24 protein-coding genes and 2 pseudogenes are annotated in these 25203 nt (G+C 64.8%); 12 read left to right on the top strand and 14 right to left on the bottom strand.

All coding sequences use genetic code 11. The annotated features are described in order from the left end of the window. Positions 1–27: 27 nt before the first annotated feature. From AB0N68_RS08745 to AB0N68_RS08730, 4 genes are all read left to right on the top strand, one after another. Positions 28–2139, top strand: a complete 2112-nt coding sequence (locus tag AB0N68_RS08745) for a site-specific DNA-methyltransferase (RefSeq protein ID WP_105950092.1) — start codon at positions 28–30, stop codon at positions 2137–2139. Further along, positions 2139–4691 carry a DEAD/DEAH box helicase gene (locus tag AB0N68_RS08740; RefSeq protein ID WP_105950093.1) on the top strand — a complete coding sequence of 851 codons (2553 nt, stop codon included), beginning with the start codon at positions 2139–2141 and terminating at the stop codon, positions 4689–4691. The genes AB0N68_RS08745 and AB0N68_RS08740 overlap by 1 nt, the downstream gene beginning before the upstream one ends. Positions 4692–4794: 103 nt before the next feature. After that, positions 4795–5205, top strand: a complete 411-nt coding sequence (locus tag AB0N68_RS08735; protein ID WP_126892903.1) for a hypothetical protein — start codon at positions 4795–4797, stop codon at positions 5203–5205. Positions 5206–5209: 4 nt separating this feature from the next. Further along, complete coding sequence (locus AB0N68_RS08730) at positions 5210–5410, top strand: hypothetical protein (RefSeq protein WP_105950095.1); 201 nt, start codon at positions 5210–5212, stop codon at positions 5408–5410. An 809-nt stretch (positions 5411–6219) separates the two neighbouring features. On the opposite strand, the gene AB0N68_RS08725 is transcribed toward AB0N68_RS08730, so the two are convergent. The 7 genes and pseudogenes from AB0N68_RS08725 to AB0N68_RS08695 form a co-directional block, all read right to left on the bottom strand. Then, positions 6220–6504: an SDR family oxidoreductase gene (locus tag AB0N68_RS08725; protein ID WP_199787651.1), complete on the bottom strand. Its 285-nt coding sequence runs from the start codon at positions 6502–6504 to the stop codon at positions 6220–6222. 49 nt (positions 6505–6553) lie between these two features. Next, complete coding sequence (locus AB0N68_RS08720; protein WP_200838805.1) at positions 6554–7087, bottom strand: DUF488 domain-containing protein; 534 nt, start codon at positions 7085–7087, stop codon at positions 6554–6556. Between the two features lie 85 nt (positions 7088–7172). Then, positions 7173–7997 carry an IS3 family transposase gene (locus AB0N68_RS08715; protein WP_234024242.1) on the bottom strand — a complete coding sequence of 275 codons (825 nt, stop codon included), beginning with the start codon at positions 7995–7997 and terminating at the stop codon, positions 7173–7175. 47 nt (positions 7998–8044) lie between these two features. Then, positions 8045–8329: a transposase gene (locus AB0N68_RS08710; RefSeq protein ID WP_158698552.1), complete on the bottom strand. Its 285-nt coding sequence runs from the start codon at positions 8327–8329 to the stop codon at positions 8045–8047. A 422-nt stretch (positions 8330–8751) separates the two neighbouring features. Then, positions 8752–8829: pseudogene (locus AB0N68_RS08705) on the bottom strand (antibiotic biosynthesis monooxygenase); the annotation flags it as partial. Between the two features lie 82 nt (positions 8830–8911). After that, positions 8912–9298 (bottom strand): GlcG/HbpS family heme-binding protein, encoded by a 387-nt coding sequence (locus tag AB0N68_RS08700; protein WP_234024130.1) that lies wholly within the window; start codon positions 9296–9298, stop codon positions 8912–8914. Between the two features lie 154 nt (positions 9299–9452). Then, the gene (locus AB0N68_RS08695; RefSeq protein WP_105950100.1) at positions 9453–9764 is read right to left on the bottom strand and encodes a putative quinol monooxygenase; all 312 of its coding nucleotides are present in this window, start codon (positions 9762–9764) and stop codon (positions 9453–9455) included. A gap of 107 nt (positions 9765–9871) precedes the next feature. On the opposite strand from AB0N68_RS08695, the gene AB0N68_RS08690 reads away from it, so the two are divergent. Beyond that, positions 9872–10813, top strand: a complete 942-nt coding sequence (locus AB0N68_RS08690) for a GlxA family transcriptional regulator (RefSeq protein WP_280566902.1) — start codon at positions 9872–9874, stop codon at positions 10811–10813. Positions 10814–11370: 557 nt separating this feature from the next. Here AB0N68_RS08690 and AB0N68_RS08685 read toward each other — a convergent pair. Both AB0N68_RS08685 and AB0N68_RS08680 read right to left on the bottom strand, forming a co-directional pair. Then, on the bottom strand, positions 11371–11652 hold the full coding sequence (locus tag AB0N68_RS08685) for a transposase (protein ID WP_363332540.1): 282 nt from the start codon (positions 11650–11652) through the stop codon (positions 11371–11373). Between the two features lie 133 nt (positions 11653–11785). Further along, positions 11786–14452, bottom strand: coding sequence for an excinuclease ABC subunit UvrA (locus AB0N68_RS08680; RefSeq protein WP_105950103.1), 2667 nt, complete (start codon positions 14450–14452; stop codon positions 11786–11788). Positions 14453–14477: 25 nt separating this feature from the next. On the opposite strand from AB0N68_RS08680, the gene AB0N68_RS08675 reads away from it, so the two are divergent. Continuing rightward, on the top strand, positions 14478–14717 hold the full coding sequence (locus tag AB0N68_RS08675; RefSeq protein ID WP_158698553.1) for a hypothetical protein: 240 nt from the start codon (positions 14478–14480) through the stop codon (positions 14715–14717). Positions 14718–14847: 130 nt separating this feature from the next. Here AB0N68_RS08675 and AB0N68_RS08670 read toward each other — a convergent pair whose 3' ends face one another. Continuing rightward, positions 14848–15147, bottom strand: coding sequence for a uracil-DNA glycosylase family protein (locus tag AB0N68_RS08670; protein ID WP_105950104.1), 300 nt, complete (start codon positions 15145–15147; stop codon positions 14848–14850). A 246-nt stretch (positions 15148–15393) separates the two neighbouring features. Beyond that, a complete protein-coding gene (locus tag AB0N68_RS08665) occupies positions 15394–15993 on the bottom strand; it encodes a hypothetical protein (RefSeq protein WP_105950105.1) in 600 nt (199 codons plus the stop codon). A gap of 240 nt (positions 15994–16233) precedes the next feature. Here AB0N68_RS08665 and AB0N68_RS08660 point away from each other — a divergent pair, with 240 nt between their 5' ends. From AB0N68_RS08660 to AB0N68_RS08635, 6 genes and pseudogenes are all read left to right on the top strand, one after another. After that, a complete protein-coding gene (locus AB0N68_RS08660) occupies positions 16234–17238 on the top strand; it encodes a metallophosphoesterase (RefSeq protein WP_105950106.1) in 1005 nt (334 codons plus the stop codon). A 730-nt stretch (positions 17239–17968) separates the two neighbouring features. Next, positions 17969–18120: pseudogene (locus tag AB0N68_RS08655) on the top strand (IS3 family transposase); the annotation flags it as partial. Positions 18121–18369: 249 nt separating this feature from the next. Further along, on the top strand, positions 18370–19098 hold the full coding sequence (locus tag AB0N68_RS08650) for a VIT1/CCC1 transporter family protein (RefSeq protein ID WP_105950107.1): 729 nt from the start codon (positions 18370–18372) through the stop codon (positions 19096–19098). A 73-nt stretch (positions 19099–19171) separates the two neighbouring features. Further along, entirely contained in the window at positions 19172–20581 is a 1410-nt protein-coding gene (locus AB0N68_RS08645) for a ferredoxin reductase family protein (RefSeq protein WP_105950108.1), read from the top strand. A 19-nt stretch (positions 20582–20600) separates the two neighbouring features. Beyond that, positions 20601–21056 (top strand): FMN-binding protein, encoded by a 456-nt coding sequence (locus AB0N68_RS08640; protein WP_105950109.1) that lies wholly within the window; start codon positions 20601–20603, stop codon positions 21054–21056. Next, positions 21053–21850: an FAD:protein FMN transferase gene (locus tag AB0N68_RS08635; protein WP_105950110.1), complete on the top strand. Its 798-nt coding sequence runs from the start codon at positions 21053–21055 to the stop codon at positions 21848–21850. Before AB0N68_RS08640 ends, AB0N68_RS08635 begins: the two co-directional genes overlap by 4 nt. On the opposite strand, the gene AB0N68_RS08630 is transcribed toward AB0N68_RS08635, so the two are convergent. The 3 genes from AB0N68_RS08630 to AB0N68_RS08620 form a co-directional block, all read right to left on the bottom strand. Continuing rightward, positions 21822–22805: a sensor histidine kinase gene (locus tag AB0N68_RS08630; RefSeq protein WP_105950111.1), complete on the bottom strand. Its 984-nt coding sequence runs from the start codon at positions 22803–22805 to the stop codon at positions 21822–21824. The genes AB0N68_RS08635 and AB0N68_RS08630 overlap by 29 nt on opposite strands. Further along, positions 22802–23476 carry a response regulator transcription factor gene (locus AB0N68_RS08625; RefSeq protein ID WP_105950112.1) on the bottom strand — a complete coding sequence of 225 codons (675 nt, stop codon included), beginning with the start codon at positions 23474–23476 and terminating at the stop codon, positions 22802–22804. Before AB0N68_RS08625 ends, AB0N68_RS08630 begins: the two co-directional genes overlap by 4 nt. Before the next feature lie 100 nt (positions 23477–23576). After that, entirely contained in the window at positions 23577–24827 is a 1251-nt protein-coding gene (locus tag AB0N68_RS08620) for a calcium:cation antiporter family protein (RefSeq protein ID WP_199787652.1), read from the bottom strand. Positions 24828–25203 lie beyond the last annotated feature (376 nt).

Genomic DNA, 25203 nt, shown 5'->3' with positions numbered 1-25203 from the left:
TCTTGTCCTGCCAGAAGGAGCCCGCCCATGTCGCGCTTGTCGGACCTGCTGCGCACCGTCAATCAACTCGATCCGCAGCTCGCTAAGGACCTCGACAGCGAGATCCAGCCACTCCAGAAGCGTCTACCGTTCGGGCTCAACTTCGAGCGTCATGCGCCGGAGGCGGTGGAGCTTCCCGCGCACAAGATTCGCAAGATGAGCAAGGTTCGAGTGCTCCCTCCGAGAGGGGTGACGGGGCACGGCGACCAGCGCATCTGGACTGTCGATGGAATCAACGGAGAGACCGCCGACATCTCGACGCCGAACGGCGCGAAGATCGAGGCCGCCTCGGTGGCATTGGATGACCTGGTTCTCGTGGCCGAATTCCGTGACCGCATCTACCCCGGCCTGCGCCCCGACGGGACCATCGAGCGCGGCGGCAATAAGCCGTTCCATACGGTCATCAATGGCGAGAACTTCCACGTCCTGGAGCAGCTCACGTTCACGCACGAGAAGTCCGTGGATGCGATCTACATCGACCCGCCCTACAACACAGGATCGCGCGACTGGAAGTACAACAACGATTACGTCGAGGGCGACGACCTGTACCGGCATTCGAAGTGGCTGGCGTTCATGGAGCGGAGGCTGAAGCTCGCCAAGCGGCTCCTGAAGCCCGCGAGCTCCGTGTTGATAGTCACGATCGACGAGAAGGAGTACTTGCGCCTTGGCCTGCTACTGGAGCAGACGTTTCCCGAAGCGCGTATCCAGATGGTGACGAGCGTCATCAGTAGTCAAGGCTCAGTGCGTGACGGAATGTTCAGTCGGTCTGACGAATACATCTTCTTCGTGTTCATGGGGCAGATGGCAGCCGCCCGCACGACTGACGACATGCTGAACGAAGGCCAATCCGAGAGCAAGTCTCAGGTGTGGTTTCAATACGTTCGGACTGGCAAGGGGAACTTGAGGGCAGACTCGCCCAACTTGTTCTTCCCGATTTTTGTAGAGGAAGCAACCGGACGCATTGTTCGGGTAGGGGCGCCGATTCCGCTTGGGACGAGTGTCGAGACGGTGCCAGTCCCAGCGGGTGAGGTCGCGGTATGGCCGAAGACCGCCACGGGCGCGGAAGCTCGCTGGCGCACAGGGGTCGAGGTCGCGCGACGGCGGGTCGAGAAAGGGCTGATCAGAGCCACCAAGTCCCAGCGACGGGGACGAGGCTACTCGATCATGACGGTGAACCAGGGCACCGAGGATCAGATCGAAAAGGGCGAACTCAGTGTGACCGGCCGCAACCCTTTGACTGGCGCAGCCATCATAGACACGTCGATGGTGTCTCGTGATCGTGCAGCAAAGACAACTTGGAACAGGGTCTCTCATAATGCGGGATGGCATGGCTCGAAGCTCGTTGCGGGCCTTCTGCCGGGTCGTTCATTCCCATACCCGAAGAGCCTCTACGCAGTGGAGGATGCCCTGAGGTTCTTTCTATCCGACAAACCAAACGCGGTCATTCTCGACTTCTTCGCTGGTTCCGGGACGACAGCTCACGCTGTCATGCGCTTGAACAAGCAGGACGGCGGCCGCCGTCAGTGCATCTCGGTGACGAACAACGAAGTCTCGGCCGACGAACAGGCCGCTCTGCGCAGGAAGGGCGTGCGGCCTGGCGATCCCGAGTGGGAGAAGCTGGGCATCTGCGACTACATCACGAAGCCGCGCATCCGCGCCGCGATCACGGGCGAGACGCCCGACGGCGCCCCGATCAAGGGCGACTACAAGTTCGTCGACGAGTTCCCGATGGCTGAGGGGTTCGAGGAGAACGCCGCCTTCTTCACTCTGACGTACGAGTCGAAGTGGCTCGTCGGCGTGGACCGCGCGTTCGCGGCGATTGCTCCGATGCTGTGGCTACGCGCCGGTGCGGTCGGCTCTCGCATCGACTGGATCGAAGGCGGATGGGCGATCGCTGACAGCTACGGCATCCTTCGCGACCTTGACCAGGCCGCCGAGTTTGTCGAGGCACTGCGCGGGAAAGGCGGCATTCGGATCGTGTACGTCGTCACGGACGACGAGGGGCGGTACCAGCAGGTCGCCGACGAGATCCGCGGCGTCGAAACCGTCCGCCTATATGAAGACTACCTCCGCAACTGCGAGATGACGGGGGACTTCTGATGCGCTTCACGCTGAAGGACTACCAAGCAGACGCGGTCGGTGACACGCTGCGCGAACTGACCTCTGCGCGGGACTTCTACCGCAGCGCGAGCAGGCGAGTCTCGTCGGTGGCGCTGACGGCTACGACGGGCGCCGGTAAGACGGTCATGGCTGCGGCCGTGATCGAGTCGCTGTTCTGGGGCAGCGACGACTTCAGCATCGCGCCGGACCCCGGCGCCGTCGTGCTGTGGTTCAGCGACGACCCGGCGCTGAACCAGCAGACCAAGCATCGGCTGGAACAAGCGTCGGACCGCCTGCGCAACCGTCTCGTCACGGTCGAGCACCCGTTCAGATACCAGAAACTCCAGTCGGGCAACGTCTACTTTCTGAACACCTCGAAGCTGTCGAAGAACAGCCTGCTCGTGCGGGGCCGCGACGACTCCAACACCCTGCCTGGCTTCGACTCGCATGCAGACACAGTGCCGTTCACGTTCTGGGACACCCTGCGGAACACGATCGAGGACAACGACCTCACGCTCTACATGGTGCTTGACGAAGCACATCGGGGCATGGGCAAACGCCCGTCGGAGACGCCGACCATCGTGAAGCGCCTCATCAACGGCCACAATGACGTGCCGCCGGTGCCGATCGTCTGGGGCATCTCGGCGACTGTGCAGCGGTTCGAGGCTGCAATGAGCGAAGCCGAGGTGCAATCGAATCGTGTGCACCTCGCGACGGTGCAGGTGGACCCTGTGCGTATCCAGGAGTCGGGTCTACTGAAGGACGACATCGTGCTCGACTTTCCCGCGGAGACGGGTGATTTCAATACAGTGCTGCTGCGCCGGGGCGTCCGGAAGGTGAAAGGAATTTCTGCGGCCTGGACGGCGTACGCGAACGATCAGAACGAGGAGCCCGTCAGGCCCCTCATGGTGCTTCAGGTGCCGAACAAGCCGTCGCCGACGGAGGTCGCCTCGGCTATCGACGTGATCCGTGACGAGTGGCCTGAACTGGAGGCGGACGCGATCGCCCACGTCTTTGGCGAGCACACTGCGCAGACGTTCGGCTCGCACAGCGTGCCTTACATCTCCCCGGAGCGCGTGCAGGACGCCTCCTACGTCCGTGTGCTGCTTGCCAAGGACGCCATCAGCACGGGCTGGGACTGCCCGCGCGCTGAGGTCATGGTCTCGTTCCGCCCAGCGAGGGACGAGACGCACATCACGCAGCTTCTCGGCCGGATGATCCGTACACCGCTCGCCAGGCGTATCGAGGGCGACGACCTGCTCAACAGCGTCGAGTGCATCCTGCCGAAATTCAACAAGGCGACGGCCAGCCTCGTGCTGGAGCGGATCATGGGCAACGACCTGACCACGGGCGGCGGGACGGGACAGCGTGTCCTCGTCGACCCACAGGTCATGACGCCGAACCAGGCCGTCCCGGACGAGGTCTGGGAATTGTTCCAAGCCTTGCCTGCCGAGACACTGCCTCGCAAGCATGCGAACCCGATCAAGCGACTCACTTCGCTGGCACACGCGCTCGCGGCTGACCGGCTGCTAGCTGACGCGGGGAAGCTCGCCCACGAGCGCCTCCACGGTGTTCTGAACGGACTCTCGGCTCAGTATGCAAACGACCTGACGAAGGCGCTCAAAGACGTTCAGACGGTTGCTGGCGGCACCGTTCGCGGACAAGCACGCCACGGGCTCCGCCAGGACGAGTCGTGGACGGAGTACGCGGACGACCGCGCCATCCAGGACGCATATCGCACAGGCGCGCGGTCGATCACGCCAGACATCGCCCGTACCTACGTCGAACATCTCGCCGCGGACGCTGAGGACGAGGACGCCTACCGCGACGCGAACGTCCGAGTCGCAGCCCTCGCTATGCTGCCGCAGACCCGTCCCGCGCTCGATACCGAGGCCGACCGCATCGCACACGAGTGGCTCGGCAAGTACCGTGTCGCGATCAAAGACCTCTCCGAGTCAAGGCAGAGCCTCTACGCAGAGATCACCGCCATGAGCACGGACCCTCAGCTCATCTCAATGGCGTTGCCGAAGAACCGCCAGGAGGAGACGAAACGCGTCACCGGCGACTCCGAACAGCTCCTTGAACGACGGGCACTGCACTTGTTGGCCGACGACGAGGGCATGTTCCCGGTCGGGAAGCTGAACCCCGACGAGATCGAGGTGCTGGACGCCGAGATGTCGAGGGGCGGGGCTCTGGCCTGGTATCGGAACCCAACAGGCGGCCGCGATTCGATGAGCATCGCCTACCAGGACCGTCACGGCGAATGGCGCACACTGCGCCCCGACTTCCTCTTCTTCGCCAACGGCGAAGACGGAGTGCGAGCGAGCATCGTGGATCCCCACGGCCACTGGCTCCCGGACGCGGCGTGGAAGCTACACGGCATGGCGAGGTTCGCCGAGGCCTACGGGGACCAGTTCCACAGGATTGAGGCAATCAGCCGGATAGACGGGAAGCTCAGAGTGCTCGACTTGAAGCTCGCCGACGTGCGCGCGAAGGTGCTGAACGAATCCGACGCGCGGTTCGCCTACGACCGCGCCGCCGTGGACTATTGAGCGCAGGATCGTCTGCCACTCGTAGTCGTTACTCACCGGCTGAGATCGCGAATCAATGTCGTTGGTAACCGAGAATCTCAACCACAGGGACGGGGCGTGAGCGATGACAGATCCTGAGGCAACGCAGATGCCGATCTACAGTCAGGCGGAGGCATTCGCGAAGCGGCCTGGAATGTACATTGGACGGCCAATCCGAATCGACCGAGTGATGATCTTTCTGCACGGCTACGAGGTCGCGATCTTCCACGTCCGCTTGGCGCGCTTCCCCGAGATCGCCAAGGTGCACCAGTCGGGCGGTCCACTGTCACAGTTCCGCGCTCAGATGCGGGATGAAGGACGGTTGCGATGGGACAGCGTGGAGCTCACTGCGGTGGCCGAAGCAATCGGCTGGACAGGTGAAGAACCGCCCGTGCTAGATGATCTGACCGAAGAACAGCACCACGCCGCGATCTGGCGTCTTGTACCCCTGCTGGAGCGAATGTTTACATTGCCTGCTGCCGTCGTTGAATCTTGATGCGATGAGCGAACCAAAAATTGAGAACGATCTCGCCCTAATCGAGAAGGCCCAGCAGCTCGCCGGACACTTCCCTGACGCCGACGCACTCGACCGCGCCCGCCGCATCCTCAACGGCAGCACCACCCCGGCCGAGGCATACGCCGAGCTGGACGAGAAGTACGGGTCGAACGTCGAGGACGGGCGAAAGAAGTACGTCCGATGACACGCCCTGCTCAGCGTCAGCGCCCTAACGCCTCCCGAGGTCGCGCGAGCACATTCTGACTGGCCCGAGCTGTTCGAGGGACTCAGCGCTGAGCAAGTAAACGCCGTGCGCACAGTGCTAAGCATCCGGCTGCGCAGCGGGCAGAACCTGGACTACGGCACAGTGCGAGAGCTTGCGGTCCACGCACAGACCTGCCCGTTAGTTCACGCGTAGCACGCCTGCCTCATCCCTTCGAAGGTGCGTCAGCCTCTTCCGGTGGAACGGAGAACTATGGGGTAACAGTTCTCGCCTGGGTATGTCACTTCCACCAGTAGACCACAATCCCCTGCTCGTTCGTCTCTTCATCCCCTTCCCTGATCAACCGTTTTTCTTCGCCTTCCGGCAGACAGAGATAAAACGGAGGCGGAGCGCGCAGCGCGCGCAATGTCGAGCGATATAAGCCCGTAGGGCGCGTTCGAGATTGTAGGAACGGAGTCGCGGGAGCCGACGTATTCTCGACAGCCGGAAAGGTCAAAGAAACAGAGCTTCTGCTGCGCCGTGTCAGCGGCTCCTTCGCGCGTTCGCGCGCTCGTCGTTTGGTTTTCCACGGGATCACCGGATGGGGAGTTCCGTGCCGTCGATCGGGGGGCGGTTGCAGGCGCCCGCGCCGCCGCACAACTCCATGCCGTAGAGGGCGTAGAACGCCTCCGGGTTGACGAAGTTCGCGTAGACGCCCGGGGCCCCTTCCGGCCTGCGAGAGAACCAGCGTGTCGAGCTGGGCGTTGGTGTTGTGCCTCCCGTCCGTCACCGGTCGCGCCGCGACCCGCGTGTCAGCCGTTCTTCGCGGCCAGTCGGTCCGTCTCGCTGTCGTTCCGCCACCCGGCGGTCGCGCCGCCGTCGACGCTGTAGTTCTGTCCGGTCACCCAAGAGGACTCGTCGGAGGCCAGGTAGAGCGCCATGTACGCGATGTCCTCGCCCGTGCCGGGGCGTTGAATGAGCGCGTTGCCGACCTGCCAGGCCTTGCCCTCCGCGTCCACCGCCTTGTCCGTCGCCGGGGTGCTGACGATCGGCGCTTCCGACCCGCCGTAGTGCAGTGTGCCCATGGTGGACGACATCCATTCTCGGAATGACAACTCGGTCACATCGGCGAGAGGCTCGCTATGCCTACGGTTGCCCTTCCAGGTTAGTGGGCGGGTACCAGACCCGCTGCCCGTCCACCGACGCGAACGACGTGAGTGTGTGGGGTTTGGTGGAGGTGGCGCTCATGATGTCCTTCACAGAAATGTGGCGAACGAGCAGCGCATCCGCGATGAGAGACCGGTGGCAGCGCCACGGGACCGCTTCCGCGCACATGATCGCCACAATCTTCTCTTTTGCTCGATCGATCAGACGGTCTATTCCACGCGCGAAGGGCTCGGTTTGCATGTAGTCGGCGTAGCTTCGGAAGCTTTTGTTGCGCCAGGCGCCGTTGATGCTCTCCACATTCACTGGGGTGTGGCGGAGACCGCCGAGTTCTTCCATCCGCGCATAGTGCAGGCCTGCGTGCGTCAGGCTTTCCTCAAGCGCCTGCGCGCCGAATTGCGGGTTATGTCGGGAGCCGGGAACCGTCCGCACATCGATGAGTTGTTGCACGCCGTTGTTTTCGAGCAGCGCTATGAACTCCTCGATCGGGTGTGTGGAGTGACCGATGGTGAACACTGTCGAGGGTTGCATCCTGCTCCTGAACGGTTGCGAGCGGTCGGTGGAGCCTGACCCGGTTTCCCGGACGGTTTCTCTGTGTTGATCATGCCGCGGTTGCGGCGGGGTTGTGAAGTCGTTCGAACTCCACGGGGCTGAGGTTGCCGAGCGCGGTGTGCGGGCGGGTGGGGTTGTAGAAGCCCTCGATCCACTCGAATATCGCCGACGACAGCTCGGTCCGGGATGTCCAGGTTGAGCGGTCGAGGAGCTCGCGTTGCATCGTGGACCAGAAGGACTCGATGAGCGCGTTATCGACCGATGAGGCGACTCGCCCCATCGAGCCGAGCAGTCCGGCTTGCCTGAGTCGGTGGCCGAAGAGCCACGACGTGTGTTGCGCTCCTCGGTCGGCGTGGACCACGGTGCCAGGCTCGGGTCGGCGGCGCCAGCGAGCCATTTCGAGCGCGTCAACGACGATCTCCGCGGTGATTCTGTCTGAGATCGACCAGCCGACGACGCGGCGGGAGAACGCGTCGATCACTGCGGCGCAGTAAACCCACCCGTCTTTCGCGCGATGCTGCGTGATGTCACAGAACCAGAGCCGGTTCGGCTCGTGCGCGCGGAACTGTCGCTTCACGAGGTCCTCGTGCGTCGCCGTGTCCGGCTTCCAGCCTCGTCGTTTGCGTCGATGAGACACCCCGGTCAGGCCATCCAGGCGCATCACCCGGGCGACGCGCTTCTTGCCCACGTGGACACCGAGCCCGAGCCGCAGCTCGGCCAGCACCCGCGGGGCACCATAGGTGCCGCGCGAATCGCGGTGAACCCGCCGGATCGTCGCCGGGGGCGCCCTATCAGCGATCGTCCGCGGCGATGGCGGACGCGACGCCCACTCGTAGTATCCCGAGGTCGACACCCTGAGGAACCGGCAGGCCACCGCGACGGGAACCCCATCCGCGGCAAGCTCCTGGACCAACCGGAACCCTATTTTGGGAGTACGTTCTCCCGAGCGAGATAGGCGCTGGCGCGCTTGAGGATCTCATTCTCCATCTCCAGCACGCGGTTGCGGCGACGCAGCTCGACCAGCTCCATATGCTCGTCGGTCGTGATCCCGGCCTTGCGGCCGGAGTCGATCGCGTCGCGGTTTATCCAGTTCCGAAGGCACGACTCGCTGATCCCCAGATCACGAGCGGTCTGACCGACAGGGTTTCCCTGGGCGACCAGATCCAGGGCTCGACGCCGGAACTCCGGCGAGTGGGCAGCAGGCATCTCACGGGCTCCTTCCGAGACGATCATCGCCTCAACTCAGGTGTCCGGGAAACCGTGTCAGGCTCCCCCCACGCTCGGCGTTTGCGCAGGTCAGCGGCTCGTTCGCCCAGTGGGCACATCAAGCGATAGACGCAAAGCCGACGTGATGAGGTCGTCGGTTCGATTCCCACAGGGGGCTCCGGCGAACAGCCCCTGACCTGCGGAAACGCAGGGCAGGGGCTGTTCGGGTCTGGTGGTCGCGCGATGCGCTGGCCTCACGGCTCTGCCCGACACCGACGTCGCTCTCCTCTGCGACGGACCCCTCGCGGCCGGCATCCTGTCCGTGTGTCGATAGGCCTCGCACCGCTCGGCAACGCAGCGTGACGTTGCGTCGCGACCTGGCTACGGCTCGGAGGGGCGCGGTTGTCTCGTGCGTTGGCGGACTACGGGAGCTTGGACGCGAGGAGGTCGGCCGCCATGATCTCGGGTGCTGCGCCGAGGAGGTGCTGGTTGGCCGTCAGGTCCGAGCCGTGACCGGCTACGTCGACGACGCACGCATCCAGCCTCGTGCCGGCCGGGGGCCGGGTTCGGTGCGGGTCGGTCTCAGAAGGCGCTGGCGGCGGCTTCGGCGACGGCCTGGTCTTGGACGCCGGTTCCTCCGCTGACGCCGACGGCGCCGACGACCTGGCCGTCGCGCTCGAGCGGGATGCCACCGGCGAAGATCATCACCCGACCGTTGTTGGAGGCGTTGATGCCGTAGAACTGCTCACCGGGTTGGGCGAGGTCGCCGAGGTCTTTGGTGGCTGTGTCGAACGCTCGGGCCGTGAAAGCTTTGTTGATCGAGATGTCGATGCTGCCCAGCCACGCTCCGTCCATCCGTACGTGAGCGACGAGATTGCCGCCGGCATCGACGACGGCGATGTTACTGGGCTGACCCTGCGTGCTGGATTCAGCTTCTGCTGCCGCGATGACACGTTTGGCGTCGTCCAACGACAATGTAGGAATAGATGGCATCAATTGCTCCTTCGAATGTGGCGTGCGCTTTGTGGCTCGAGCCGCTCCATAGCCGCCCGTTGGTTTGCCTGTTGAGTTTGTGACCGGCAGCGCTCGTGTTGTGTTCGCGTTGCGGACGTGCGTTGGCGGACTACGGGAGCTTGGACGCGAGGACGTCGGCCGCCAGGATCTCGGGTGCTGCGCCGAGGAGGTGCTGGTTGGCCATCAGGGCTGCGACGATGGCGCCGTCGGCGTGGGCGTCGCGAGCGGCCTCGTCGGGGAATGCATCGAAGATCCAGAAGGTGTCGGCGTGGGTCCTGACCGCGAACCAGACAATCGTTCCTACTTCTTCGTTGGCGAGTGCGACAGCGCCGGCGAGCAGATCGGCGACCGCGTCGTGCTGTCCATCGGCCGCGACGATCTTGGCGACGAAGGCATACGGAAGTGATGCGGGTGTGGACATGAGGGACTCTCCTTGAAATCGGGGTTCTTCGTGGGACGAGTTCAGCGTATGACGAGCGAGGGCCGGTGGGGAGTGGCGTATACGGCAGTATTGCTATTGTTTACGTCATGCGTATTGGACTGATCGCGATCGACGGCTGCTTCGGTTCGGCTATCGCGTCGATCATCGACATCGTGCGGGTGGCCGAGGGTGCCCGCGGCGATGTCGACCCGCGGATCGACCCGATCGAACTCGCCATCCTCGGACCGAAACGGCGAGTGACCACGACGGCATCGATGACCCTGTCGGTGGACCACCCGCTGTCGGAGTCCGGAGAGTTCGACGTGGTCGTTGTCCCTGCGCTTGGAACCCTTACGGCCGCCGCTACCAACGACGCCCTCCAGAGCCGAGATGCTCGTTCGGTCATCGCCTCGCTCGGGCGCCTCGACGAGGCGACCACCCGGATCGCCGCGGCGTGCACCGGCGTGTTCGCCGTCGCCGAGACCGGACGGATGCATCATCGGCGGGCGACGACCAGCTGGTTCCTGGGGCCGGAGTTCCTGAAGCGCTATCCGACCGTCGCCCTCGATCTCGACACCATGGTCGTGACCGACGGGAACCTCGTCACCGCCGGCGCCGCGTTCGCCCACATCGACCTCGCGCTCTCACTCGTGCGATCGATCAGCCCCGACCTGGCCCAACATGTCGCCAAGCTCCTCATCATCGACGAGCGCCCGTCGCAGGCGGCCTTCGTCGCTTACGAACATCTCCGGCACGAGGACTCGATCGTCGTCGAGTTCGAACGCTTCGTGCGCGCCCGCCTGGACGAACCGTTCAACGTCGCCTTCGTCGCGCAGTCACTTGGCACCAACCGGCGCACCCTCGAAAGACGAGTCCGTGCGGCGCTCAACCTGACTCCGCTCGGCTTCGTCCAACGGCTTCGCATCGAACGAGCTCGGCACCTCTCAGCAACCACGGACCTCACCTCCGCCGAGATCGCGCTACGAGTCGGCTACGCGAACGCCGAGACTCTGCGCTCCCTCCTGCGTAGGGAGCGACACCGTTCCTGACCTATCGCCATGCCTGTAGCCGGTGTGCCAGTGCTCGACTGGAATCACCTCTCAGCACGTCGCGTCGACGCTCCTGCGTCGCCCCCTGAACGACCCACTCGACACGCCCGCAGCACAGGCCATGTGACGTGTCCCGGCTTCCCGGACGGTCGGAGTTGGGTGGCTGCGATGTCGCTGCGTTCTCGTCGAGAGCATCAGCAGACCCGATCAGAGTCGATTGGGATAGGACGCGAAGGCGGTCAGGTCAGGGCGGCCGAAGCCGGCCGGCGGGGTAGCGTCGGACACGTCGAGGTCTTTCGGATGGATGGCGTAGGAACCTCCATCGTCGGGAGACCTCGACGTCTATCCCGGGACCGCCACGCCAACGCCAACTACACCCTCATCTGGGAAGAGCCCGTTTACGGCACCTTCACCGGGCATTTTTGCGGGACAGTCTTACGGGAATCGAAGGCTTAGGTAGTTGCTGGGTTCTGGTCGTTCACCCGGATGGTCCGCACCTGTACCGGTGGACGACCGGCTATCGGGACAGCGGAAGCGGTGTGCGCGGGGCAGACCCGTCAGGAGCGGTCGAGTTCCTTCGCGAAGAACACGCTCGCGGCCTTGAAGACTTCGTTCGCCTTGCGCAGCTCAGCGTTCTCACCCCGCAGGCGCTTGTTTTCCTCGGCAACATCGGTGGGCACACCGGGACGCTGCCCGCCGTCGACTTCGCGACGGCGATGCCACACCCGCAACGTCTCCGCGCTCATACCAAGAAGCCCAGCGACATGGCGCACCGCGGTTATGAGATTCGGATGCGAGGGCTTCGCCTCGTCCAGCATCCGCAACGCCTTCTCCCGCATCTCGGGCGACTACTTCTGATTCATCAATTCCATCCTTGCTTGAAGAACGGAACGGAACGAAACCCAGAGCGATTCACCTTACCCGGCCAACGACGCACCCTCGACGTCTACACCCCCATCTGCAAAGAGCCGGTTATGCCCCTGACGTCAGCGTCGCGGCCTCGGCGAGGGCGGCGGCGAGATACGGTGCTGAAGCGCTGTTTCTCGACGCGGCGACCTCTGCTGGCGTTCCGGACGCGACCACTGTGCCGCCGTCGTCACCGGCTCCCGGCCCGAGATCGATGACGTAGTCGGCTGCGCCGACCACCCGCATGTCGAGTTCCACCATCACGACCGTGTTGCCCGCATCGACGAGAGTCTGAAGGTGGGTAACTAGACGGTCTGCGTCGGCACAGTGCAATCCGGAGGTCGGCTCATCGAGCACATACAGAGTGTCGCCGCGCTGCGCTCGTTGCAGTTCGGTGGCCAGCTTCACACGCTGCGCCTCCCCACCGGAGAGCTCTGTGGCCGGCTGTCCCAAGCGCAGATAACCGAGCCCGACATCAACCAGCGAGGTGAGTGAGCGCATCACGTCGTACTCGCCGGCGAAGAACTCGTGAGCCTCTTCGACGCTCATCGCGAGGATTTCCGCGATGTTGCGCCCTCGCCAGGTGATCTCCAGGGTGCTCGATTGATAGCGGGTGCCATGGCAGTCGGGACACACGGTGTAGACCGAGGGCAGGAAGAGCAGCTCGACCATCACGGAGCCTTCACCCTCACAGGTCGGGCAACGGCCGCCTGCGACATTGAAGGAGAACCGACCGGGCTTGTATCCGCGTGTCCGAGCTTCCGGCGTCTCGGCGAACCGGCGCCGCACATGATCGAAGAGTCCTGTGTAGGTCGCGACGTTGGAGCGGGGCGTGCGGCCGATGGGTTTCTGGTCGATGCTCACCACACGCCGGACCGTCGTGAGGTCGCCCTCGACCGACCCTCCGAGTTCATCGGACTCGTCAGTGAGGAGCAGGGTGTCGGCCTCTGCGTTGTCCTCCTCGATGCGACGGGTGTCTCCTTGCCTGGCGCCGATGAGGGCTGGCAGGACTTGACTGACAAGGCTGGACTTCCCCGACCCTGACACGCCAGTGACAGCCGTGAGCGTTCCGAGCGGTAGCGCCACAGATACGTCCCGCAGGTTGTTGCGGGTGACGTGCTCCAGCTGCAACCAGTCGTGGGCGGCACGGGGCTGGTGCGGTGGGAGGCCGCTGCCTCCGAAGATGTATCCGCGCGTCACCGACTCGTCGACCTCCGCGAGCCCGTCCGTGGGGCCGCTGTAGATCACGCGCCCGCCGCGTTCCCCGGCTCCGGGGCCGATGTCGACGAGCCAGTCCGCGTGCCGCATGACGTCGACGGAGTGTTCCACGACGAAGAGGCTGTTGCCGCGCTGCTTGAGGCCGTCGAGGATACCCAGCAGCGCGGTGACGTCGTGCGGATGGAGACCGGCTGACGGTTCGTCGAGGACGTAGACGACACCGAACAGTTCCGACGTGAGTTGCGTGGCGAGTCGAAGTCGTTGCAGTTCCCCCCCGGACAGTGTCGGCGTCGTACGGCTCAGCGAGAGGTAGCCGAGTCCGAGGTCGATGATGGGGCGCAGGCGGTCCAGCAGCTCGGCACCGAGGCGGGCTGCCGCGGCGCGCTTCTCGGCGGACCGATTCGGCGTGCGACGGACATCGGGTGCAGCGGAGTGCGCAGACCCGCCTGCAGCGACGCGTTGTGCGACGGCCTCGCGCCTGGTCTCGACGTCTATCGTTGCGCCGGAGGTCTCGTCCTCGAGGTCGGATTCGGCGACGACGGGCACGAGAAGTTCTGCCAATTCACGCAGTGGCAAGGCTGAGAAGTCGGCGATGTCCAGTCCTTCGAACGTGACCGTCAGCGCTTCGGGCTTGAGCTTCTTCCCCTGGCACACCGGGCACACCGCTGCGCTCATGAACTGGGCTACGCGGCGCTTCATCGACGCGCTCTTCGTGTTTGCGAAAGTGTCGAGCACGTATCGTCGCGCGCCGACGAACGTGCCTGAGTAGCTCGGTTCGATCCCCGCTTGGATCGCCCGTCGAGCCTCAGCGAGCGTGAGTCGCGAGTGAACCGGGACGAACGGAGTCTCGTCGGTGTAGAGGATCCAGTCCCGATCCTTCTTCGGCAGATCTTTCCACGGCACATCCACGTCATAGCCGAGCGCGACCAGCACATCGCGCAGCTGGTGGCCGTGCCAGGCGGTCGGCCACGATGCGATGGCGCGTTCCCGGATGGTGAGTGAAGGATCGGGGACCATCCGCTCCTCGGTCACCGCGTACACTCTGCCAATGCCGTGGCACTCGGGGCACGCGCCCTGCACGGTGTTCGCGGAGAAGTCCTCGGCGTAGAGCATCGGCTGACCATCTGGGTATGCACCTGCTCGCGAATAGAGCATCCGAACCACACTCGACAGCGTGGTGATGCTGCCTACAGAGGAGCGCGCGCTGCGCCCTCCGCGCTGCTGCTGCAAGGCGACTGCGGGCGGCATCCCAGTGATGGAGTCGACGTCGGGGACACCCGCCTGGTCGATCAGTCGCCGCGCGTACGGGGCAACTGACTCTAAGTAGCGCCGCTGCGACTCCGCGTACAACGTGCCGAAAGCCAAGGAGGACTTCCCGGATCCGGACACGCCCGTGAACACGACCATCGCGTCACGCGGAACCGTGAGATCGACGTCCTTGAGGTTGTGTTCCCGGGCACCACGCACCCGGACATCGGGCTGGACGTGGGGGGACGCTGAGGAAAGGTGATCCATTTCGGAACTGTACCAAGCGGCTCTCGTGGTAAGCAGGTTCATCGACCGTGGGAGGCAAGATGATGCGGCTGTCTACCGGCTCTTCAAGGTTCGTGGTGAAGGGCGCTTCGTCGGCATCGTCTTTACCAACACGTTCGAGGATTCCCTCCCCTCTACGGGAGCAGATGGGGCAACAGCGATACTCGCGCTGCTTCTTGGTCTCGGCATCCTTGGCGGGGGCGCCTGGCTGGTGACGACAAGTAGGAGGAGACGTCTCACGCGATGAAGAACCTCCCCACCGTCGCCGCCGGACGGAGATCACCGCGGTAGGTCCCTGTCGTCGATCTCACGCCAACCGCATCCGGCTCACTAGGTGGGCGTCTGTCCTGAATGCTCCTTGTAGAACCTCCGGGTTATCACTCAGTTACCGCAGCCCTACACCGAAAATCGACGACGATGGCGATCCTTGCTGGCGTCAAGAGCCACAAAACACATCGCGGATGTTCGACGTGCGGCGGACTCCTCCGCTCCTTGACTTTGTCGATGGCCACGGCACTGAGAATCAGTGCAGGCACGCCAAGCACGCTCCGCATGCTGCCCTGGAGCAGCACCACGTTCAGCTTGGGCGCGAGCTCCAGCAGCCGCAGGATTGTCTGGACACCGGCGTCCAGTTGGGCGATGTTCGGTGCCCGGTTGATGTACCAGGAACTCGGCACACTTGTGCATGCACGAGGAACCCGGGAAGTTCGTCGTCAGTCTTATGAATCTGGCGCTGCCGCACGCCGCACGCCGCACGGGCATGGTCATGGAGTTCACAGACGTACACGCTCCGAGCGTCACCCGCACACCACGAATCAACCTTTAGCAACACGCTCTAGTGGCGGTGGCTAATGGGCCCGAGATGGTCGACACGCCGGAGACGAGGCCGCGTAGAGCTGGGCGACAAGCAGCCGACTACCGGGTCAGAAGGCGACTTCGCCCGCCGGGGTAGCGCCGGCACCCTTTCCGCTCTCCTCCAGGTACCGTGCGTAATCCTCTTCGGGGTCGTACCGGTTCGGGTGGCCGTCGCCCCACAGTTCGTACTTCGTCTCGATCCTGCCGGGCGGGAATGAAGGCCAGCTCCAGTCTTCGCCGCGTGCGTGTGCCCACACCGCAGTTTCCAAGGCGGCGCGCGCGAAGTCGATGGCGGCGAGGACCGAGTCTACGAAGGCACTCCAGCGGTCTCGGTTCGAAGTGGGCCAGCCCCCGGATTCTTCGTCCCAGGAGCGATCTCGGTCTGTGTAGGAGATGCGCTGCGTCGAGAAGGTGGCGAGCTGCGACGCCCAGTCGGCCGGCAATCCCCGGGGAATGCGGAAGTGGATGGTTGCGTACTCGTCCGTCTCGTTGGTAAGTACGCGAACGCCGTAGCCGTCCCAGGTACCGATGACATAGCGAGTGCATGCGAGATGCGAGTAAAGAGGCGACGGGTCGATGTCTCGCACGTACTCGTCAGTGGTGGGGCGGGGGAAGTCCGGCAGTTCGATGTCTGACTGCGGCGTAGTCGAGGCGTGGATGTTAGTCATAAGCAGCTTTCTCTGAGTGGTTTGGACGCCTCCCTATGCGCGACAACATCGAGCCGGCAAGGCTCAGCTGTAGGTCGTCAAGCACGCGTGTTGAGACACCCGCGTTGGACAGAGCTCGCGTCGAGAATCGCCGAACGGAGGACAACGCTCCATGCGAACAGACTCGACGCATGTTTGCTTGAGATGCTTGCAGGATCGCCCGGTGCACGGCCGTGGTGCTCGCCGCTGAACGGAGTCGGGATGAGATTGTCTGAACACACAGAAAGGATCTCTTTGCCCGATCGGCGCGTCGCGGTGTGCGGCGACTGGCACGGCAATGCAGATTGGGCTCGTGTGGTCGCCCGGGCACTCCCGTCGCTGGCACCCGATGTGACGACGCTGCTGCACCTAGGGGATTGGCAGATGTCGCCGCGCGAGGTCGACGCGATCTTCGCCGACACGAACATCGACCGCTTCTACGTGGTCCTCGGGAATCACGACGACTACGGTCAGATCACTCCGCTGCTCGATCGACATCCCGGGGAAGCCGTAAGGGTATCCGAGCTCACCTGGATCCTCCCACGGCCAGCCCGCCTCACCATCGGCGGACGCTCTGTTCTGGCGCTTGGCGGCGCCGCGTCCGTCGATCGCGAGTCCCGCCAAGAAGGGCGGACCTGGTGGCCAGATGAGACGATCACCGATGACCACGTCGCGACAGCTGTCGCCGGTGGGCGGGCGGATCTGATGCTTACCCACGAGTCGCCGGCCAACAACCCCGTCCGCGCCGTTCGCCAGGTCTTGCGCACAAACCCGCACCGGTTTCCGAGGATGGCACTCGAGGCTTCCGCAGCATCACGCGCGCGCGTGAGCGAAGTCTGGGACGCTGTGCACCCGGAGCTTCTCATTCACGGGCACATGCATATCGCAGGAGGCGGACAGACCGATGATGGACGGCGGGTCGCTAGCCTCGGACGCGACGGCCACGAGTGGAACCTCGGGATCCTCGACATGCAGAACCTTCGGATGGCAACGCCGAGTCTCGCCGTCCTCCGCGGACTGGCGAACGACCAAGCTCCCCGCCTCACTCGTGCGCAGCGAATCAACGGCGCCGCAGAAGCCCTGCACTCGGGTGTCTTGGACGGACTCAAGCCGACGCCTCGTGCCCTCCGTGACGCCCAGGACTACGTCGACGGTGTCCGCAGTCTCGAGGAGATACTCGAAGAGGTCCGCCGCCGCCATACTCGAACCCGCCACGATGAGCCTTGACCGAGGAGAAGCCCCTCGCTTCAGGTGCGACCCTGCGCGGGCTAGCTGCAAGCATTCAGCTAGTCGCAGTCGCCACGCGAACAGCATCGACGCTGTTTCCCTCGACGGACGGCCGCAAGTATGTCTGTCGCTGTGCCAACCGTTTTGGTCAGGCTTATACATCGCGACTGTATAAGCCTGCGCCACGGCTCCCGCCGCATCCACCCTCCCCGCTATACGGCACCGCTGGGTGAGAGGCCATCTCCTGTTGCTTCAGCGGGAGGGCGGGAGCGGCAAGGTTCGAGCAGCGTCGAGCACGCATTCGACGGACCAGCAATCCTCCCTGACGAGTCTCTCTGGAGACGAGTGAACGCCTGGGCGTGAAGGTCTGACGAAAGCTCCAGTGCACGAGCAGCCCATCGCGGGACGAAGGCTATGTTCGCCGTGCTTCAGGCGACGAGGAAGAGCGAGCCGACGCTCGCGGCCGTCGAGATGAGTAGTCCGCCCGCGGCGGTCAAAAAGTCGCGCCGAGTCGAGTTGAGCACTCGTACGCCGCAAGAAGGCTTTGTTGTCGTAGGTAGGACGTGTGAGCCCATGTTCGGCGCAAATCGCGTCCCACTTCTCGTCCCTACCGATGAAGAGAACCATTGACGAGGGGTCGCCGGGAGGTGCGAGTTGTCCTCGAACTCGGCCTTCGCGAGCTCTTCCATCTTGCCGATCCGCGCCTGGGCATGATCGAACTCCTTGCGCGCGCCGATGGGCCCCCGGCAACGACTTCCGCCTCGCCATCGTAACCTGAAGCGAACGGACCTACTACCGGCGCCGTCGACAGCGAGCCCTCGGCAAGTTGCGCCCGTCGAATTCGAAGCCATCATGACCACACAGGCCGCATCCGCGGCCTAACACGAAGAGTCACCAAGACCCTCGGCAGTCCCACGGAGCTTCGATCAGACCGGGAGCTCGTCGTACAGCACAATCCACCCGCGGCTCAACGCTTCGGGACAACGGGGGCTGGCACTGGACGCTCCCCATTGACCTGAAGCTTCAGATCACGCCAGCGTTCCAAAGCGAGCCCAGTTGCGGTTTTGTATTGGATCCGCGATCATCTTGAATCAGTCTGCGAAACCAGTCGAAGGATGCTTAGCTAACGCCATGGACGACAACGCGCCTGAGGGCGCCCACCGCAACGAGCCTCACTCTGGCGATCTCGGTGGGCGATTGAACTGGCTGCGGGCAGGCGTACTTGGCGCCAACGATGGCATCGTTTCGGTTGCGTCGCTCGTCGTGGGCGTCGCCGGGGCGACGACGGATTTCGCGCCTCTGGTGACGGCGGGTATCGCAGGGCTGGTCGGTGGGGCGGTCTCGATGGCGCTGGGCGAGTACGTCTCGGTCAGCAGTCAGAGCGATAGCCAGCGGGCGCTGATCGCGAAAGAACGCCAGGAGCTGGTCGATGATCCCGCTGCGGAGCTCGAAGAGCTCACCGGTATCTACCAGGCGAAGGGGCTCACTCCCGAGACAGCACGCAAGGTCGCGGAAGAACTGACCGCCCACGACGTCCTCACCGCGCACCTGGAAGCAGAGCTCGGAATGACCGAAGACCACGTGGTGAGCCCGTGGGCTGCCGCTGGAGCGTCGGCTCTTGCGTTCACTATCGGTGGGTTGCTCCCGTTGCTGGCGATCTTGCTGCCGCCCGTCGACCTGCGCGTCCCGATCACGTTCATCGTTGTCCTGCTCGCGCTGGCGCTGACGGGGTTCGTGAGCGCGAGGATCGGCGGGAACCCTGCGGTCCGGCCGACGGTTAGGGTCGTGGTCGGCGGGGCGCTCGCTCTCGCCGCGACGTTCGCACTCGGGTCGCTTCTCGGAACGACCGGCGTTGCCTGAGAATCACCTATGACAGCTTCAGGTGCACAGCTTTCTTAAAGCTCTCTCAGAGGGCCGCGTGGACGATGGCGTCATGAGCACCCTCCGCACCGCCTCAACGTTCACGCCGACCTTGCGTGTATCGAAGCCCCGGGTCGCCACTTCGTGGTGGCGGGTCGCCGCACTCTGCGTGATCTGGGCGACGAGCTTGTTCGTCGTCGCACTGTGGGTGGCCGGGGGCGGGGTGACCGCCGTACTCAGTTTCTCTGCGGAGAGCGTGACCACTCTGGGACGGCTCTCCGGGCTTGTCGCAGCGAACCTGTTGCTCTATCAGGTGTTGTTGATGGCGAAGGTTCCGCTGTTCGAGCGGGGGTTTGGGCGTGAGGGGATCACGCGGTTTCATCGACAGGTCGGCTTCTGGTCGTTCTGGTTGATGGGTCTGCACATCCTGCTGCTGGTCATCGGGTACGCTGCGGCGGCGGGTGTGGGACTGTGGGATCAGCTGTGGAGTTTCGTCTGGGATTACCCGGGGATGCTGCTGGCAACTGCGGGAACCGGTCTGCTCGTGATGGTCGTGGTCACCTCGATCCGCCGTGCCCGCCGTCGCCTGCGGTACGAGTCATGGCATCTGCTACACCTGTACGCGTACCTGGGCGTCTTCCTCGCTCTGCCGCACCAGTTATGGACGGGAGCCGACTTCCTCGCATCAACACCGGCCACGATCTACTGGTGGTCGCTGTGGGCTATCGCAGCGGCAGCCGTCATGGTGTTCCGCGTCGTCGCACCGCTTGTCCGTTCCCATCGACACGCTCTCCGCGTCGACACCGTCGCACTCGATGGGGCAGCCGGTGTCACCGTGCGCATGTCCGGTCGGGACCTCCGTGCGCTGAAGGCACGGGCGGGCCAGTTCTTCGTGTGGCGGTTCTTGGATGGGCCAGGATGGATGCGAGGGCACCCTTTCTCCCTCTCGGCCGCTCCGGGCGACACCTACGCGCTTACGGCGCGCCTCGTCGGCGACGGCACGACACGACTCGCGTCGCTGCGTCCGGGCACCCGAGTGTTGGTGGAGGGTCCGTTCGGGGAGATGACCGGAGATCGCCGCAGCGGCCGGAAGCTCCTCATGATCGGTGCGGGAGCCGGAGTGGCCCCGCTCGTCGCGCTTCTCGAGGCGGAGCGATACGAGCCAGGTGACGCGGCCCTGGTCGTCCGGGACAGTGCGGACTCTGACGCTCTACTGCGGGAGCCGATCTCGTCGCTGATCCGTGAGCGCGGAGTGCGCCACTTCCCGCTCACCGGCCCCCGCGCGGGCGGCAACTCCCCGTGGCTGCCGGCCACCCACACCGCCTGGAATGGCCCCGATCTGCTCCGCTACATCGCCCCTGACCCGGACGAGTACGACGTCTACCTGTGCGGCCCCGACGGGTGGATGCGCGCACTACGAGAAGACCTCCAAGGCGCCGGCTTCACCGTCGACCGCATCCACTCCGAATCCTTCACTTCCTGAGCACCGAGGGAGCAACGCCATGAAGAAGATCATCTACGCACTCCTCGCGACACTGAGCGGGATCGTCCTCCTGTTCAGCTACCGCACCTCCCTCGACGCTGTTCCCCCCTCCGACATCGCCAGCCCCGCCAGCAGCACCACCCAGGGCACCAGCGGGTCGGCATCGACCACCACCGCCGGGACTACGACGGGGCTCGCGGACGGGACGTTCACCGGCGACACCACCCACACGCGCTACGGGCCCATCCAGGTGCAGATCACCGTGTCGGGAGGGAAGATCACCGACGCGCAAGCGCTCCAGTATCCCGACAGCAACGGTCGAGACCAACAGATCAACGCACACGCGATCCCGCTGCTGGTCTCCGAGACCGTCCAGGGCCAGAGCGCACACATCCAGATGGTGTCCGGCGCGACCTACACCAGCGACGGATACACGAGCTCGCTGCAGAGCGCTATCGATCAGGCACAACAATGACCACGCCAGACATCCACGTGCACGTGGAGCACATCATGGGCACCGCCATCAGCATCCACATCGTCGACCCGCGTGACGACGCTGCGGTCCGGGATGCGGTGCGGGCGTGCGTCTCGGAGCTCCGCGACATCGACCGCGTGTTCTCGCCCTACCGGGCCGAATCCGACATCAGCCGCATCCGGGCCGGTGACCTCCGCATCCAGGACGCTGACCCGCGCGTGGCAGAGGTCGCTGCCGCGTGCGCCGACTACGAACACGAGACCGGCGGGCTCTTCTCCGCATCTTGGCGGGGCGGGTTCGACCCCACCGGGTACGTCAAGGGGTGGGCGGTGGAACACGCGAGCAGACGACACCTCGCCCCTCTCCTCGTATGGTCACGGGCCGTCGGCATCAACGCCGGAGGAGACCTGCAACTGTTCACCGCACAGGGCTCGGACTGGGTCTGGGACGTGGGAATCGCAGACCCGTGTCGCCCCGGGAGCGTTGTCGCGACGATGCAGGTGACGAATGGTGCTGTGGCCACGTCCGGTCCCGCCGAACGTGGCAGGCACATCATTGATCCACGCACCGGTCACCGCGCGCACGGCATCGCCTCCGTCACCGTCGTCGCCGACACTCTCGCTCACGCAGACGTCTGGGCTACGGCCGCCATCGCCGCAGGCTCCTCCGACACCACCTGGATCGCCGCCTCCCGCACGAGGACCGGGCTGCTCGTCACGGATACTGGAGCCACCACACGGTGGATCGGGTCGACGCCCGTCGAGGTCACCTCGGCGTCGTCGTGGGCAGCGTAAGAAGGAACACTGTCCTTCCCGGGGACGTCGATTCGACGACAACGCTCCCTCCGGCGCGCTGTGCGACATCCCGCACCAGCGAGAGCCCGATCCCGAATCCGCGTCCACGGCCGCTGTCGGGAGAGCGAGCGAACCTCTCGAACACCTGAGCGGGGTCGATACCGGAGATCCCAGCCCCGTGGTCGGTCACACGTATCTCCACCCCGCTCGCCGACCGCCGTGCTGAGAGCTCGACCGAGCCGCCTGCCGGTGAGTGCGCGACCGCGTTATCCAGGAGTGCGACCAGAGCCCGCACGAGGGTCACCGGCAGCACCGGCACGACAGCGTCCACGACGTCGACGTCGATCCTCACAGCCGTGTCGTCCGCCAGGGAGCGGATCGCGGCTGTGGCGCCGCGAGCGGCGTCGGCGAGGACCGCTGATTCTCCGGCGAACGACTGTCCTTCTGCGGCGAGGAGCATGTCGGAGAGGACGTCGCGCATGCGATCCGCGTCTTCTCGCAGCTCGCGCGCCGTCGCGGTCACGTCCTCGCCGCGGTCCAGACGGCGCTGCAGGATCTGGATACGGCTCGTCAACGCCGTCAACGGCGTACGGAGCTCATGGCTCGCATCCGCGACGAACTGTCGTTGCCGCCGCAGAGCATCGCTCAACGGGAGTGCTGCTCGCCGCGCGGCGATACTCGCAACCACGGCCAGCAACAGCACCCCCACCGCACCGAGCAGGACCACGGCGGGCACGAGAACACTGATGTCGACGACGAAATCGTCCCCACCCGCACCCGGGAACCACCCGCCCTCGTGCCTCTCGCCCTCACGGCGCGACGACGACAGCACCACCGCGAGAAGAATCAGCACACCTCCGAGGACGATCACCCCGGACGAGACGCCCACCCAGACCGCGACGACCCGAGCCGCCCGCCGCACCTTCTCCGCATCCGGGTCTCTCTGCGCACTCATGACGGGTTCCCCGCACGATACCCGCGCGCTCTGACCGTCTCGATCATCTCCGGAGTCGTCTTCTTCCGCACATAGTGCACATACGTGTCCACGGAGCTCGCGGAATCACCGGCAGGGAACACCGCCCGGAGGATCTCCTCTCGACTGAACACATGGTCCGGACTCCCGCTGAGCACCTCCAGCAACGCGCTCTCCGTCGCCGTGAGCGTGATCCGGTACCCCGACGGGTCAAAGACCGCCTGTGCTGTCGGGGCGAAACTCCACTCACCGAGCTCGCGCCGCGCCCCACCCGACTGGAAAGCCCGCTGCAATGCGCGCAACCGCGCCAGGAGTTCCTCGTAGTCGAACGGCTTGACGAGATAGTCGTTCGCCCCACCGTCGAGCCCCGTGACCTTGTCGTCCACCGCGCCCAGGGCAGTCAGCATGAGCACCGGGGTCGTGATGTGCGCCGTGCGCACCGCGCGAACAAGATCGACACCGTCCATCCCCGGCAGCCGCCGGTCCACCACCATCAGGTCATACCGGGTACCCAGCGCCAAACGCAGGGCGACCTCGCCGTCGGACGCATGATCGACCCGATACGTCTCCGACAACACCTCGACCGTCATCGCCGCGATCAGTGGATCGTCCTCGACATACAGCACAGACGCGAGCTTCGAGGATCCCACCATGAGGTGATACTGCCACGCGCCACGGGCATCACGCTATGACTCACGACAAGCGCACAACGGAATCGAGCATCTCACTCACACAGCAGATGCCGTGCTCACGTCACTGCCAGGCAGCCGTCGGAGTCTCGCTGAGACGTTCCCGAGTAGGGGTGCGGCGGAACGGTGCCGTGAGAGTGGGCAGGATGTGTGCGCGGTGCGCGATGAGCATCCCCACGGCGATCAGCACCTGGATTGCTGAGAGGATGTAGCGGCCGGTGGTGTCGGTGACGAAGAACTGCACAGCGAAGATCGCTGCGAGGGCGACGGCCGAGCGCCAGTGGAAGCGCAGCGCGATGATGATCGCGACGCCCATGAGGGTCTGTGTGCCGGTGAGGACAAACTCTTCGATCTGGCGGGAGTCGAGTGGCAGGTCGCCTCCTCCGCCTCCGAAGAAGTGCGCGATGGGGAGGGATCCGACGAGCAGGCTCCACTGGTTGACCTTCGAGGCGATGAGGGTGCCGATGGCGGCGGCGCCCATGCCGCGCAGCGCGAAGAGCACGGCGATGATGAACTCGGGAGCCTCGGAGGCGAGTGGGGCGAGCCACTGGACGAGGAAGTAGCTGTCGATGCCGAGCGACGTCCCCGAATCCACGAGCGCGGTAGCGAACGGTTCGGCGCAGGCGAGGATGATCGCGGCCGACACGACGAACATCGAGATGACGGTGACGCGGCGGGCACGCGTCGGCATTCCGGCGATGTCGGCTGCCGCTCCGACGAACTCCTCTTCGCCGTCGTCTTCGACCCGGCTCGCGCGCCATAGGTACAGCACGAATCCGGTGATCAGGACGAGGCCGAACCAGATCGGGATGTTGCCCAGCAGCGGGATCGCGAATGCCAGCACCGCGAGGATGCCGAGGAATCCGACGTCGAGGCGCGCAGTCACGGGAAGGCCCAGACTCGACACCCGGCGCGTGTCGCCACGGCCAAGACCTCGATTGGCGACGATGAGGGCGACGATCACGACCAGCGGCCAGCCGAAGCCGAGCAGCAGCCGGTTGGACCCGGTCATGTTCGCGGCGGCGTACTGGGCGTAGTCGGGGTCCGAACCCGAGCGGAACGCGTAGTACAGGTCGACGGCGTACTCGGGGAGCACGGCGATCAGGGCGAGGATCGCAATCGCGAGGGCGCCGGAGATGTCCTTCTGCGCGGCTTCGGCGGCCCAGGCGAGCAGGAAGCTCGCAGCGACCACCGCGGCACCGAACACGAACAGGTCGACTACGGGGTTCGGGTGGAATGCGAGGATGCGGAACACAACGGCCGGGGCGGCAATCGTCAGGCACAACAGGATGCGGGAGATGAGGGCGCGAGGCATCGCGCTCTCCTTTCGGTCGGGCGCGACCGAAGAGACGACACAGCGGAGCTTCGGCCACACAGAGAGGCCGAAGGTCTCGCTCATCCCGGATCGGGACGGGGCACCGGACGATCTCCGTGAACGTCAGTATGTCGATGCACCCTCAGGCGCTACGGCCCGGAGCTACTCCCCTTCGATACCCCCAGTCTTCCGGCCGGCGAGCTTCGAACATGGCCGAGAGAACGGATTCGGAGCTTTTCGGGAGACCTGAAGCGGAATCGTAAGGCCGAAGCTAAGACACTTCTTATCTTTTCGCTGCGCCGAAAGCATGAGCGAGCGTTTCTCAAGCGCCACAGCCGGCGGCGCAGCCACTCAGAGCAACGGATGGCAGCATGAC

The sequence above is a fragment of the Microbacterium meiriae genome (assembly GCF_040685015.1).
GTDB classification, from domain to species: domain Bacteria; phylum Actinomycetota; class Actinomycetes; order Actinomycetales; family Microbacteriaceae; genus Microbacterium; species Microbacterium meiriae.
Note: the sequence above shows the minus strand (reverse complement) of the source record. Positions and strands in the feature narration are given on the sequence as shown.

Coding starts and splice junctions, on each gene's coding strand:
- AB0N68_RS08645 (WP_105950108.1), top strand. CDS start 19,172: ATGAGCACCCTCCGCACCGCCTCAACGTTCACGCCGACCTTGCGTGTA.
- AB0N68_RS08690 (WP_280566902.1), top strand. CDS start 9,872: ATGCGTATTGGACTGATCGCGATCGACGGCTGCTTCGGTTCGGCTATC.
- AB0N68_RS08650 (WP_105950107.1), top strand. CDS start 18,370: ATGGACGACAACGCGCCTGAGGGCGCCCACCGCAACGAGCCTCACTCT.
- AB0N68_RS08730 (WP_105950095.1), top strand. CDS start 5,210: ATGAGCGAACCAAAAATTGAGAACGATCTCGCCCTAATCGAGAAGGCC.
- AB0N68_RS08735 (WP_126892903.1), top strand. CDS start 4,795: ATGACAGATCCTGAGGCAACGCAGATGCCGATCTACAGTCAGGCGGAG.
- AB0N68_RS08745 (WP_105950092.1), top strand. CDS start 28: ATGTCGCGCTTGTCGGACCTGCTGCGCACCGTCAATCAACTCGATCCG.
- AB0N68_RS08660 (WP_105950106.1), top strand. CDS start 16,234: ATGAGATTGTCTGAACACACAGAAAGGATCTCTTTGCCCGATCGGCGC.
- AB0N68_RS08710 (WP_158698552.1), bottom strand. CDS start 8,329: ATGCCTGCTGCCCACTCGCCGGAGTTCCGGCGTCGAGCCCTGGATCTG.
- AB0N68_RS08635 (WP_105950110.1), top strand. CDS start 21,053: ATGACCACGCCAGACATCCACGTGCACGTGGAGCACATCATGGGCACC.
- AB0N68_RS08740 (WP_105950093.1), top strand. CDS start 2,139: ATGCGCTTCACGCTGAAGGACTACCAAGCAGACGCGGTCGGTGACACG.
- AB0N68_RS08640 (WP_105950109.1), top strand. CDS start 20,601: ATGAAGAAGATCATCTACGCACTCCTCGCGACACTGAGCGGGATCGTC.
- AB0N68_RS08665 (WP_105950105.1), bottom strand. CDS start 15,993: ATGACTAACATCCACGCCTCGACTACGCCGCAGTCAGACATCGAACTG.
- AB0N68_RS08685 (WP_363332540.1), bottom strand. CDS start 11,652: ATGCGGGAGAAGGCGTTGCGGATGCTGGACGAGGCGAAGCCCTCGCAT.
- AB0N68_RS08695 (WP_105950100.1), bottom strand. CDS start 9,764: ATGTCCACACCCGCATCACTTCCGTATGCCTTCGTCGCCAAGATCGTC.
- AB0N68_RS08620 (WP_199787652.1), bottom strand. CDS start 24,827: ATGCCTCGCGCCCTCATCTCCCGCATCCTGTTGTGCCTGACGATTGCC.
- AB0N68_RS08625 (WP_105950112.1), bottom strand. CDS start 23,476: ATGGTGGGATCCTCGAAGCTCGCGTCTGTGCTGTATGTCGAGGACGAT.
- AB0N68_RS08725 (WP_199787651.1), bottom strand. CDS start 6,504: ATGTCGTCCACCATGGGCACACTGCACTACGGCGGGTCGGAAGCGCCG.
- AB0N68_RS08630 (WP_105950111.1), bottom strand. CDS start 22,805: ATGAGTGCGCAGAGAGACCCGGATGCGGAGAAGGTGCGGCGGGCGGCT.
- AB0N68_RS08680 (WP_105950103.1), bottom strand. CDS start 14,452: ATGGATCACCTTTCCTCAGCGTCCCCCCACGTCCAGCCCGATGTCCGG.